The 11,668-nt window shown below is 71.3% G+C and carries 14 protein-coding genes, 1 pseudogene and 1 riboswitch; of the genes and pseudogenes, 6 read left to right on the top strand and 9 right to left on the bottom strand.

Annotated features, from left to right (window positions below; translation table 11 throughout):
• On the top strand, positions 1-852 hold an 852-nt coding region (locus Vau01_RS35510), incomplete at its 5' end, for a hypothetical protein (protein ID WP_204002278.1).
• Positions 853-1,221: 369 nt separating this feature from the next.
• Here Vau01_RS35510 and Vau01_RS35505 read toward each other — a convergent pair.
• Complete coding sequence (locus Vau01_RS35505; protein WP_204002275.1) at positions 1,222-2,415, bottom strand: hypothetical protein; 1,194 nt, start codon at positions 2,413-2,415, stop codon at positions 1,222-1,224.
• Positions 2,416-2,420: 5 nt separating this feature from the next.
• Positions 2,421-2,933 carry a SigE family RNA polymerase sigma factor gene (locus Vau01_RS35500; protein WP_239152115.1) on the bottom strand — a complete coding sequence of 171 codons (513 nt, stop codon included), beginning with the start codon at positions 2,931-2,933 and terminating at the stop codon, positions 2,421-2,423.
• A 165-nt stretch (positions 2,934-3,098) separates the two neighbouring features.
• On the opposite strand from Vau01_RS35500, the gene Vau01_RS35495 reads away from it, so the two are divergent.
• Positions 3,099-3,848, top strand: a complete 750-nt coding sequence (locus Vau01_RS35495) for a FadR/GntR family transcriptional regulator (RefSeq protein ID WP_204002269.1) — start codon at positions 3,099-3,101, stop codon at positions 3,846-3,848.
• Positions 3,849-3,855: 7 nt separating this feature from the next.
• Here the strand turns inward: Vau01_RS35495 and Vau01_RS35490 are convergent, their stop codons facing one another.
• From Vau01_RS35490 to Vau01_RS65365, 5 genes and pseudogenes are all read right to left on the bottom strand, one after another.
• Positions 3,856-4,587: a hypothetical protein gene (locus tag Vau01_RS35490; RefSeq protein ID WP_239152114.1), complete on the bottom strand. Its 732-nt coding sequence runs from the start codon at positions 4,585-4,587 to the stop codon at positions 3,856-3,858.
• Complete coding sequence (locus tag Vau01_RS35485) at positions 4,571-5,299, bottom strand: ABC transporter ATP-binding protein (protein WP_204002267.1); 729 nt, start codon at positions 5,297-5,299, stop codon at positions 4,571-4,573. The genes Vau01_RS35490 and Vau01_RS35485 overlap by 17 nt, the downstream gene beginning before the upstream one ends.
• Positions 5,300-5,356: 57 nt before the next feature.
• Positions 5,357-5,908: an LppU/SCO3897 family protein gene (locus tag Vau01_RS35480; RefSeq protein ID WP_204002264.1), complete on the bottom strand. Its 552-nt coding sequence runs from the start codon at positions 5,906-5,908 to the stop codon at positions 5,357-5,359.
• A gap of 48 nt (positions 5,909-5,956) precedes the next feature.
• Entirely contained in the window at positions 5,957-7,531 is a 1,575-nt protein-coding gene (locus Vau01_RS35475; RefSeq protein ID WP_239152112.1) for an MDR family MFS transporter, read from the bottom strand.
• Positions 7,532-7,710: 179 nt separating this feature from the next.
• Positions 7,711-7,884: pseudogene (locus Vau01_RS65365) on the bottom strand (MarR family winged helix-turn-helix transcriptional regulator); the annotation flags it as partial.
• A 215-nt stretch (positions 7,885-8,099) separates the two neighbouring features.
• Here Vau01_RS65365 and Vau01_RS35465 point away from each other — a divergent pair.
• From Vau01_RS35465 to Vau01_RS35455, 3 genes are read left to right on the top strand one after another with little or no spacing between them, the layout of a single operon-like run.
• On the top strand, positions 8,100-8,669 hold the full coding sequence (locus Vau01_RS35465; protein ID WP_204002252.1) for a TetR/AcrR family transcriptional regulator: 570 nt from the start codon (positions 8,100-8,102) through the stop codon (positions 8,667-8,669).
• Between the two features lie 41 nt (positions 8,670-8,710).
• Complete coding sequence (locus tag Vau01_RS35460; RefSeq protein ID WP_275423985.1) at positions 8,711-9,628, top strand: chitosanase; 918 nt, start codon at positions 8,711-8,713, stop codon at positions 9,626-9,628.
• Positions 9,629-9,661: 33 nt separating this feature from the next.
• Positions 9,662-10,216, top strand: a complete 555-nt coding sequence (locus Vau01_RS35455) for a MauE/DoxX family redox-associated membrane protein (protein WP_204002250.1) — start codon at positions 9,662-9,664, stop codon at positions 10,214-10,216.
• Positions 10,217-10,220: 4 nt separating this feature from the next.
• Here the strand turns inward: Vau01_RS35455 and Vau01_RS35450 are convergent, their stop codons facing one another.
• The gene (locus tag Vau01_RS35450) at positions 10,221-10,469 is read right to left on the bottom strand and encodes a PspC domain-containing protein (protein ID WP_308440500.1); all 249 of its coding nucleotides are present in this window, start codon (positions 10,467-10,469) and stop codon (positions 10,221-10,223) included.
• Between the two features lie 119 nt (positions 10,470-10,588).
• Entirely contained in the window at positions 10,589-10,897 is a 309-nt protein-coding gene (locus tag Vau01_RS35445) for an antibiotic biosynthesis monooxygenase (RefSeq protein ID WP_204002248.1), read from the bottom strand.
• Positions 10,898-10,937: 40 nt separating this feature from the next.
• On the opposite strand from Vau01_RS35445, the gene Vau01_RS35440 reads away from it, so the two are divergent.
• Positions 10,938-11,396 (top strand): DUF7919 family protein, encoded by a 459-nt coding sequence (locus Vau01_RS35440; protein ID WP_204002246.1) that lies wholly within the window; start codon positions 10,938-10,940, stop codon positions 11,394-11,396.
• A 56-nt stretch (positions 11,397-11,452) separates the two neighbouring features.
• A riboswitch (cobalamin riboswitch) is annotated at positions 11,453-11,657 on the top strand.
• The last annotated feature ends 11 nt before the right edge of the window (positions 11,658-11,668 follow it).

Genomic DNA, 11,668 nt, shown 5'->3' with positions numbered 1-11,668 from the left:
GACGACGAACGCGTGGCCGGCTTGGCGGCCGACGAACGCCCCGACGCGGGCTTCGACGCCGCAGCCGACGTACGCGTGGCCGGCTTGCGGGCCGACGTTGCGGTACGGCCGGCCGTCGCCGCTGTGCGGGCCGCGGTGGTTGCGGTCTTGCGGGCCGCGGTTGCCGTGCGGCTGGCGGCCGCGGTGGTCTTGCGGGCCGCGGCGGTGGTGGTCTTGCGAGCGGACGTCGCCGCGCTGCTCGCGGCCGCGGTCGTCTTGCGCGCGGCGCTCGCCGCCGACGCGGTCGTCGTGCGGGCGCTGCCCGCCGAGACGGTCGCCTTACGAGCGGTGCCCGCCGAGGCGGCGGTCGCCTTGCCGGCTGCCGACGCCGTCGGCTTGCGGGTGCTACCGGCCGAGACGGTCGCCTTGCCGGCTGCCGACGCCGTCGGCTTGCGGGTGCTACCCGCCGCCGCGGTCGTCTTGCGGGCCGCCGGGGCGGTCGTCTTGCGGGCCGGGCTGCCCGACGTGGTCATCGTGCTCGCGGCGTTGCTGCCCGACGCGGTGATCCTACGGGCAGCCGGCTTCGCCGATGTGGCTGACGAAGCGGACGTGCGCGACGATGCCGGCTTCGCGGTGCCGGCTGCCGCGCGCTTCGCGGCCGTACGTTTGGTGGCCAAGGATTCGGCCATGGGTTTTCCTCCTGTCGCGGAACCTAAGACTGTGGGGAATTCGCGGATGCGCCCGGCTCCATTGGGCGCGGGTGAGCTTCAGGGTTGCGGTTCACCGTGCCAGCGCTCGTCTTCGGCGTCCCAGACCGCGTTGCGCTCGGCCACACGGTCGAGCGCCCGCGCGGCTTCTGCCTCGGTGTCGTAGGGACCGAGGCGCTCGACGGCGGGGCAGATATTCGCGTCGGATTCCACGCGGCTGTGCTTCACGCACCAGTAAAACTGGCCAGCACCGCTGCTGCTCATGACAACACTGTGCACCGCAAAGCCCACAAGCGCCACCGATTCCGGCAAAAACTGGCCACGGATTCCACAGTAGACCGAACCGCTCGGAGGGCTCCTCGCGACCCACCATAGCCAAAAAACCTGGCCAGCAAAGCAATTCCGGCACTCGTGCCCTAATCGCGCCACCCGTTCGAATGTTCGCGACGACAAGTGCGAAACGTGGTCGCAACAACGGTCCTACGACAACGGGGCCGGTCCCGAAGGACCGGCCCCGACGAATCGGAGGGCGGCGTCAGCCGACCCACGTACCGGTGGCGGTGAGGTCGGGCGCGAACGTCAGGCCCGACACGAGCGCCACCGATTCGGCTTCGCCGGCACCGCTGACGAACACCTCGGCCGGACCGTACTCCAGCAGCCAGAGCCCGACCGGATCGGCCGTGCGCCACTGTGCCGGCACACCGTTGATGGTGTGGTTGGCCTGGAACTGGTTCAGATCATGCGTGACGCGCTGCGGCTTCGCCTCCGTCCACACGTTGACGGTGGTGCCGTCGGCGCGCGTGAACTCCAATGATGACAGGCGCCACACGCCGGCCGCCGCCACCGGTGCCCGCGACACCGACGTGCGGCACGTGGTCAACCGGGCGTCGACCGGTGCGGTCGCCAGCCGCAACGGCGTCGCGCAGCGCTGCGCCTGGTCGAGCCGGAGCGCGCCGGCGACCGTGCGCACCGTCTCCCGGTCGTCCTCGTTCGCGTTGACCACCTGGGCGACGGCGTACAGCCCGTCGACAGGTTGCCAGCGCAGGATCCACCCGATCCCGGTGCCTTGTACGTTGCGGGTATCCAGTTGGTTCCCTGCGAGGTCGCCGGGGCCGGTCTCGCGGTGGAGGGTGGCCGTTCGGTCGCCGATCTCCACCGTTCCGGCCGGCGTCTCGGTGGTGCCGCGACCGCCGTCGGCGGTGCGCACGTGGACGCCCGGACGCTCACGCCGCTCCTCCAGCACCGCCGGGTCGCGCCCGAGCAGCACCTCGATCGCCCGCCCCTTCGTGTCGTACGGCACAACGAACTTCTCGTAGCCGGGGCCGGACGCCCAGTCCGACGCGGTGGCACCGATCGGGTCGAGGTAGATGTCGAAGTGGAGCACGCGCGGGTCGGTGCCCACCGCCGCCGGGTCGGCCGCCGCACCCGCCAGCGCGGGAAGGGCCGGCAACGTCGTCGGCCCGGCGGACCGGTCCGGTACGGCCGGTTCCGCCGGCACGGCGGGCACCGCGTTCCGCGTGCTGCGGCCGTCCACTGTGAACACCCACCCGGGTACGGCCGCGAGGCCGGCCGACACCGCGACCACCGCGGCGGTCCCGGCCACGGCGCCGGCGATCCGCCGGCGCCGCCGGATCCCCACGGCGCGGTCGCGGACGCGGCGGCCGATTTCTCCGGTGGGGGTGGACGCGTCTGCGCGTGCCCGCATCGCGGCGGCGACCCTGGTCTCCATGTCGGTCACTGTTCTTCTCCTGACGGTAGGCCGGCGGCGAATCGTTCCCGCAGGGCGGTGAGGGCGCGCAGGGCGTGTACCCGTACGGTGACGGGTGAGCAGTGCAGGATGCTGGCGATCGTGTCGTCGTCGAGGTCCTCGTAGTAGCGCAGGGCGAGCACCGCCCGCTGCCGGGCCGACAGCGTCGTGATCAGTCGCCACATCGAGTCGCGCTCGGCGATGCGGGTGCTGAGGTCGCCACCCGCGGCCGGTTCCGGCGACCGCTCCACCGGCGTCTCGCGGTTCGTCGGCCGGCGCCACCAGGATCGGGACGCGTTGATGACCATCCGTCTGATGTAGACGTCGGGCAGTTCGACGCGCACGATCCGGTTCCACTTCAGGTACGCCTTGGCCAGCACGTCCTGAACGATGTCCTCGGCGCGGTGGTCGTCGCCCGTCAGCACCACCGCGAAACGCACCAGCGCGGCGCCGCGGGCCTCCACGTACGCCTCGAATGCCGCGTCGACAGCGGTGGTCACCGGCACCTCTTCCCCTTTGCTCGGCGGTTGGCGTCCGGTTAACGCGTGGCACCGCCCGCGCCGTTTACACGAGGTGAAAGTTTTCGTCGAACTGACCCGTCCCGTAGCGTGACACCGCACTACGCCTTTCGATACCCGGTCCTTCGATACCGCGAGGGAGCACATGTGAGCGCCTCCATCGGAGCCGCCCGGCCGCAGAAGGCAGCGATGCTGGTGGCCCAACGCATCATGCGCGACGTCGTCATCGAGCGGCTGCAACCCGGTGACCTGTTACTTCCCGAGCGCACGATGCTGGAGAAGTACCAGACCGGGCGGGGCACGTTGCGGGAGGCGTTGCGGCTTCTGGAGTTCCAGGGGGTGATCGCGCTCAAGCCCGGCCCGCGCGGCGGCCCGGTGCTGCAGGACCCCGACTCGACCCACCTCGCCGGCACCCTCGTGCTGCTCATGCAGCTGCGGAAGGCGCCGTTCCGCAGCATCGTCGAGGTGCGTACAGCGATGGAACCGATGATCAGCCGTCTCGCGGCCGACCGGATGACCGACGAGTCGCTGGCTGAGCTAGCCGGCACCATCGACCGGATGCGCGAGCACCTCGACCAGCAGGACCTGTTCCTGGAGGCGAACAAGCGCTTCCACGACATCATCGCCTGGTCGTCGGGCAACCCGTTGTTCGGCTACATCGTCGACTCGCTGCTCGGAATCATGGACGGCACCGTGATCGGCATCGACTACCCGCGTCCGCGGCGGGTGGCGATCGTGAAGGCCCACGACGAGATCCTCACGGCGCTCCAGCGCCGCGACCCCGACGCCGCCGAGGACCGGATGCGCGACCACATCCGCGCCTACGTGCGCTACGCGGAGAAGAAGTACCCGGAGCTGCTCGACGAGGTCATCCGCTGGGACAAGATGATGCCGTGAGATCCGCTCAGTTCCGCCGACGCAGCCAGCCGTAGCCGGCGAGCACCACGGCCGTCCACAGCAGCGACTGCGCCGTGAAGCCGAGCAGGGCGGCGGCGTCCAGGCCGTCCACTGTGGACCGGGCGGTCGACAGCAGCGGCGGGCCGAGCCACCACACGAACGAGTCGCGCACGCCGACCACGTAGCCGAGCACGCTGCCCGACGCCAGCACCGCCAGCCCGAGGCCGGTGCTGCCGACGGCCGCCCGGCTCGCCAGCGCGCCCAGCGCCACCGCCGGCGGCAGGAGCAGCAGGTTGGCCCAGATGCCGGCGGCGAACCCCTCCGCGAGGCTCGGGTCGTCGGCGTGCTGCGGGCCGGTGATGCCGCCGATCAGCCACGGCGCGACCAGTGCCACCGCCACCACCGCGAGCGCCGCGACCGTCGCCGCGAGCGCGCCGGCCAGGACCTCCCGGCGCAGGCCGCCGACGGCGACCAGCGAGATGCGCCGCTGCACGTCGGGCTCGGTGTTCAGCAGCATCTGCGTCTGCGCGGCGACCACCGGGAACAGCACCACGGCCGAGTAGCCGTACGCCTCGCCGGCCTGCGCGGCGCCGCCGCCGTAGGCGACACCGAGAACGATCAGCGCGGCCAGCCCGGGAGCCAGCACGCGACCGGACCGGACGAACGCCTCGGTGCGCATCCGGGCCAGCCCCACCACCGCACGCGGCGCCCGCACCGCAACGTCAGGGCTGGTGCTCACGGCGTCCCCTGATCTTCAGAACCTCGTGCCCGGCGGCCTCGAACGTGTCGACGGCCTGGTCGACGGCGGACGCCTCGACCGCGACCTCCACCACCACCCAGCGGTCGTCGGCGCCGGCCGCCTCGCGGAGCTCACCGGCGGACAGGTCCCAGCGGCGCAGGCCCGGCAGGTCGGTGGTCTGGCCCTGGTGGTCGCTGATCAGCACGCGACCGCCGGCGGCCAGCACCTCCTCGACGATCACCGGGACCTGCTCGCGGGTCTGCGCGTCGAGGCCTTCCCAGGGCTCGTCGAGAATGAGCAGGTCGGGCCGGGTGAGCATGGCCTGGATCAGGCCGACCTTCTGCGCGGAGCCCTTCGACAGCTCCCTGAGCGGGCGGTCGAGCAGGCCGGTGAAGTAGACCCGCTCGGCCCACTCGGCGATGCGGCCGGGGTCGTCGCCGCGGACGCGCGCGAGCGAGACGAGATAGTTGCGCGCGGTGAAGGCCTGGTCGGCGGGGAAGCGCTCGGGCACGTAGCCGATGCGCGCCGGCCGCTCGGTGACCGTGCCCTTGTTCGGACGCAGGAGACCGGCGACGACCTGCAGCAACGTCGACTTGCCCGCGCCGTTGCGGCCGACCACCGCGACCACGTCGCCCGCGTCGATCCCCGCCGTGACCCCGCGCAGCACCCACGGACCGTGGCCGTAGCGGACCCAGACGTCGTCCAGTCGCACCGGTCGATGGTGCCACACCCGGTGCCGCGTGCCGAATCGTTCACCGGTTCGGGGCGTTTACCGCCGCTTGAGGCAGAACACGTACGACCGGCTGATCTGCGGGATGTTGTTGACGTAGTACGTGACGGTGTAGGTGGTGGTCGCGCCCGACACCGACTGGCACTGGTTGCCGTCGATCGTGCCGTAGATGCGCTTGAGCACCTGGTACGTGCCCGGACCGCAGGCGATCGGGACCATCTCGGGGTCGTAGTCGGTGCCCGTGTTCTTGAGGCAGTCGCCCTTGTCGACCGCGTCGAGCGCGTTCGCGGTCGGGGTGGGCGTCGCCGCCGGCGCCGAGTACGTCGGCGGTGCCGAGTAGGTGTACGTGGGCGTCGCCGGCGTGTACGCGGGTGCCGGGGTGGCGTTGCGGGCCGTGTTCTTCGGCTTGTCGTCCTTGTCGAAGTACATGTTGAGGCCGCTGCAGACCGCCAGCAGCAGGACGGCGCCGGCGGCCTTGAGGACGAACCGCTTCGCCGGGGACGGCGGGCGCCGCGGCGCCGGCGGCCGGTTCCGCACGAAGTTCGCCGGGTTGTCGAAGTCGAATGACGGGTTCTGGCCAGGCGATGTCATGCGGTTGTCCCCCCGTGCGTACGGCCGGAGACATGGTAGACGGTCGATTCAGCCGATGCGGTCCCCGGCGCCCGTCGGCGCGGGGACCTCGCGCAGGTCGAGGCTGGTCCGCAGCGTCACCGGACGCAGCAGCAGCGCCGCGATCACGCTCACCACCGCGATGCCCGCCGAGATGAGGAAGATGTGACCGGTCGCGTCGCCGTAGGCGGCCCGCACGATGTGCGCGATCGGCTCGGGCAGCGCGCTCACGTTCAAGCTGTCGCCCGCGCCCGACACCTTGATGCCGGCCTCGGCCAGGCCGTGTGTGATCCCGTCCTTGACGTGCCGGGCCAGCACCGCGCCGAGCACCGACACCCCGATGGTGCCGCCGAGCGACCGGAAGAACGCCACGGTGGCACTGGCCGCGCCGATGTCGCGCAGCGACACCGTGTTCTGGACGGCGAGCACCAGGTTCTGCATGGTCATGCCCACGCCGGTGCCGACGAGCAGCATCGCCGCGCCGACGTACACCATCGACGTCTCGTGGTCGATCATCCCGAGCAGCCCGAACCCGATCACGAGGACGATCGAGCCGGTGACGATGTACGGCTTGATCCGCCCGGTGCGGGTGATCATCCGGCCGGCGACGATCGACGCGCCGAGCACGCCGGCCATCATCGGGATCGTCAGCAGGCCGGCCTCGGTCGGGCTGTACCCGCGTCCGATCTGGAAGTACTGCCCGAGGAACACCGCGCCCCCGAACATGGCCATGCCCACCGCGAGGCTGCCGAGGATCGCCAGCGCCGTGGTGCGCTGCCGCACGATGGCCAGCGGCACCACCGGCTCCTTCGCCTTCGTCTCGACGACCACCGCCACCGCGAGGATCGCCAGCGACCCGCCGACCATCGCCGCGGTCTGCCACGACAGCCAGCCGAACGAGTCGTCGACGAACGAGATCCAGACCAGCAGCAGGCTCACGCCGGCCGCGATCAGCCCGGCGCCGAGGTAGTCGATTTTCACGTTCTCCCGCCGGAACGTCGGCAGGTGCAGCGTGAACTGCAGCACGACGAGGGCGACGAGGGCGATCGGCACGCCGACGAAGAAGCACCAGCGCCAGCCGAGCCAGTCGGTGTCGACGATCACCCCGCCGAGCAGCGGCCCGCCGACCGTGGCCACCGCCATCACGCCGCCGAGGTAGCCGTTGTAGCGGCCGCGCTCCCGCGGCGGGATCATCGCCGCGATCGCGACCTGCACGAGCGCCTGCAGGCCGCCGACGCCGATGCCCTGGAACGCGCGGGCGCCGATGAGCTGGCCGGCGCTCTGCGCGAAACCGGCGATCACCGAGCCGACGATGAACACCGCGATCGCGGCCTGCACCAGCACCTTCTTGTTGAAGAGGTCGGCGAGCTTGCCCCAGATCGGCGTGCTGGCGGTCGCGGCGAGCAGCGTCGCCGTGACGACCCAGGTGTACTGCGTCTGCGAGCCCTCGAGCGCGCCGATGATCTGCGGCAACGCCGTCGACACCACGGTCGCGCTGAGCATCGCGACGAACAGCACCAGCAGCAGGCCGCTGAGGGCCTCCATGGTCTGCCGGTGCGTCATGGGCTCGTCGTCGGTCGGCGTTTTCGCCACGGTTGCGGTCATCGCGCGGTCTCCATTTGTGCGTTTCCGGTTCGCAGCGCTTCGTCGAGGTCGGCCACGAAACGACCGAGTGACGCGGTGAGCGCGTCGATCTCGTCGCGTCGCCACCCGGCGAGCGCGCGGGCGAGCACGCCCTCGAGCCAGTCCTGCGCCTCGGTGAGCACGGTTCGTCCGGCGGCCGTGACGGCGAGGATGCTGGCCCGCCTGTCGGTCGGGTCGGGCACCCGTTCGACCAGGCCGAGGCCGGCGAGGGCGGCCACCGCCCGGCTCACCGTCGACTGGTCGAGGCCGGAGTGGCGGGCCAGCTCCTTGGCGTGGCAGCACTCGTCGCGGCCGGTCAACTGGTCGATGGTCATGAGGATGCCGACCATGCCGGCGGGCATGCCGGGCCGCAGGCCCTCCCGCTGCTGCTTGAGCAGGCGGACGACCTTCATGAGGTCGCGTAGCTGAAGGGTGAGTTCCATCGTCCCTCCCCGACGGGTGCTTGCTGCATACAAGCTTCTTAGATTCTTGCCCAATGTGCAAGTTTTCCCTGTGGGAATGTTATTGCCGCCACGTAATCTGGGTCGGGATGGAAGCTGTGGGTCTTCGCGAGCGCAAAAAGGCCGCCACCCGGCAGGCGCTGCACGAGGCGGCGCTGCGGCTGGCCATCGAGCACGGCATCGACAACGTGACCGTCGAGGCGATCGCCGACGCGGCGACGGTGTCCCGGCGCACGTTCTCGAACTACTTCTCCAGTAAGGAGGAGGCCCTCTTCCACGCCGACCGCGAGTTCACCCAGCGGCTGGTGGCGCTGGTGCGCGCGCGTCCCGCCGGCGAGCCGCCCTGGACGGCGCTGAGCCGCGCCGCCGAGGAACTCCTCCCCCGGGAACTCGACGTCGACCGGTTGGCGTCCCGCCGGTTGCTCCGCAACCACCCGAGCCTGATCTCGCACCAGGTGGCCGTCTACGCCACGATCGAGCGCGACCTCGCGACGGAGCTGGCCCGGCGGATGCCGTCGGGCGGCGACACCCCGCTGCGGTCCCGGATCCTGGCGGCGACGTTCCTCACCACGATCCGGGTCACCACCCAGCACTGGCTCGACCACCCCGACCGGCCGCTGCCCGAGCTGATCCGCGAGGCGCTGACGTATCCGCCGTGACGGAATCTCAGGTCGCCCGGCCGCCGGCCGATGGGCGGGGTATGGCGCATCATCTGCGCAGCGCGATCGGTGCCGTCACGATGGGTACGGCGGTGGCGGTGCTCGCGTTGCCGGTGGTTCCGATGACCCTCGCCCACAAGCGGCCCACCACCGACCGCGCGGCCGTCGTTCCCGGCACCGACCCGAGCACGAAGGTCTACCTGCGCAAGCTCGGCCCGCGGCCCGGGCCGAGCGGGTCGGTCACCGTCCGCCCGGACCTCACCGAGCCGCACCGCAAGGACGTCGCGATGCGGTTGGTGTCGAGTGCGGAGAACTCCTCGCTCGACTGGCGGGCGCAGTTCGCCTACATCGAGGACATCGACGACGGCCGCGGATACACGGCCGGCATCATCGGGTTCTGCTCGGGGACCGGCGACATGCTGGAGCTGGTCGAGGCGTACACCGTCGCCGCACCGGGCAACGGGCTGGCCCGGTTCCTGCCCGCGCTGCGCGCGGTGAACGGCACGGCGTCACATACCGGTCTGGGCGGTGCGTTCGTCACCGCGTGGCGCGCCGCGGCCGCCGACCCGGCGTTCCAACGCGCCCAGGAGAGCGAGCGTGACCGCGTCTACTTCGACCCCGCCGTCGCCCAGGCGAAGGCCGACGGTCTCCGCGCCCTGGGCCAGTTCATCTACTACGACGCGATCGTGATGCACGGCCCCGGCACCGACCGGACCAGCTTCGGCGGGATCCGGGCCACCGCGACGGCCCGCGCCCGCCCGCCGGCGCAGGGCGGCGACGAGACGGCCTACCTGAATGCCTTCCTCGACGCCCGCACCGCGGCGATGCGCACCGAGGAGGCCCACAGCGACACCAGCCGCGTCGACACCGCTCAGCGGGTGTTCCTCAAGGGCGGCAACCTCGACCTGAACACGCCGCTGGCCTGGAAGGTCTACGGAGACAGTTTCACCGTGGGTTGACGATTGCCCGGCGCGCGACGCAGGCTTCCATCCGTGGCATACGTAGAGGTGTTCGGTCGATGCCTGATCGGCGTGGTGTTCCTGTTCTCGGCCTGGGGCAAGCGCCCCGGCGCGGGCCGGTTCAGGCAGTTCAGCGACTCGCTGGCCGCGATGCGGGTGCTGCCCACCCGGTTCGTGCGGCCGGTCGCCACGGTGGTGGTCGGCGCCGAGACGGCGGTGGTGCTGCTCCTGCTGCCGCAGCCGCTACGCCCGCTGGCCGTCGCCGGGTTCGCGCTGGCGATCGTGCTGCTGCTCGGGTTCGCCGTGTCGATCGGGCTGGTCCTGCGACGCGGTGTGCAGGCCTCGTGCCGCTGCTTCGGCGGCTCCGGCGCGGCGCCGTTCCGCCGTCATCACATCGTCCGCAACCTGGTACTGGTGACCGCCGCCGGTGCCGGGCTCGTCGCGGCCCTGGCCGAGCCGGCGATCACGTGGGAGGCCGTCGCGCTGGGCGGCGGACCCGCCGTCGTCCTCGCGCTGTTGACCACCCGGCTCGACGACGTGGTCGAGTTGTTCGCTCCGGCGCCGCCGGTCCCCGTGCGGCGCCGCTGACGAGCTACGACTTCTGCCAGGACGGCTGGCCGGCGTCGACCGGCGCCTCGGTCGGCATCGCGATCCACAGGATCGGGTAGATCAGGAACTGGCTGCCCGGAAGCAGCATGAGGATCAGCACGAACAGCAGCCGGGCGGCCCAGGGGTCGAGCCCGAACCGCCGGGCCAGCCCGGCACAGACGCCGCCGAGCACCCGGTCGTCGACCGGCCGCACCAGACCGTTGCGGCGCATCGTCTCGTAAAGGGTGTCCACCTGAGTTCTCCTTCGCTTGTGATCCGACGTTCACAAGCGTGGCACCGGGAGGCCTCCCCCGCCCTCGGGGACGACCCTGGTTCCGGCCCGTAATCCCGGCGGACGCCGTCGCGCCACAGCTACGCGGAGAACTCGGTGGCCTCCGAGTGGTGGACGGTCTCGTCGAACCTCAGCAGCGCCGCCCGCGCCTCGGGTTCGACCACGGCCCTGTTCGGGGTCGCGCCGGCGAAACCGGCGATCGCGTCCATCGACTCCCACAGCGTCAACACGTGGATCCGGACCTCGTCGCCCTCGGGGCTGAGCATCAGGTAGGCCCGGCGAAACCCGGGGGTCGTCCGCAGGTCGGTGAGCACGGACGTCCGGAAGTGCTCGCCGTACCGGTCGGATCCGGCGGGGGTGGCGACGGCCCGCCAACTACGCGCGATCATCCATGCTCCTCGGGTAGCGATCTCCTGCTATGTCTACACGGTGACGTACTTCGAGGACCTGACCGACTACACGTACTACGGACCCGACATCATCTCGCGCGACGGCGGGTACCTCGAGTTCCAACCCCGGTACCGCCGGCTCAACGTGGGCTGGCTCGACGCCCCGCACCCGGTCCCCACCGGCCCGGCGCCCGAATGGCTCGCCCCGACCCTGCTCGATGTCATCGCGGGCCCTCAGGTCAACGTGATGCGCGGTTTCCACCTGTGCACCCACTGCGGCCCGGCCGCCACCCGCGCCATGCTGACCGTCGAACACGACGGTCGGCCGGTGTCGCTGGGGCACGCCGAGATCCGGGTGCCGGCCGGAGCGGGCGTCATGTTCGCCGCGCCGACGCTGGTCTGGCACTACGTCACCGCGCACGCCTACCGACCGCCGCAATCCTTCGTCGACGCGCTGACGACCTACGACCCCGCCTGGATCGGCGGCGTCCAGAGCTGAGGCCGCGCGACACGCCCGGGGCACATGTGGTGGGTGCGAACTCGTCGGCACCCATATATGGTGTGTGCCGCAGCTGGTTCAGCCGGGCCTCCAGTCCGGTTGGGGTAACAGGGAACCCGGTGGGAGTCCGGGACTGCCCCGCAGCGGTAAGTGGGAACGAACGCCGTCATCAAGCACTGGGAGACCGGGAAGCGACGGCCGGTAGGCGACCGACAGGTCATGCCCGCGAGTCCGAAGACCTGCCAGCGCGCCGCACACGACCACCGTGTGCG

Source organism: Virgisporangium aurantiacum, from assembly GCF_016863635.1.
Lineage (GTDB): Bacteria > Actinomycetota > Actinomycetes > Mycobacteriales > Micromonosporaceae > Virgisporangium > Virgisporangium aurantiacum.
The sequence above is the reverse complement of the archived record's forward strand: the minus strand, read 5'-3'. Positions and strand labels throughout refer to the sequence as shown.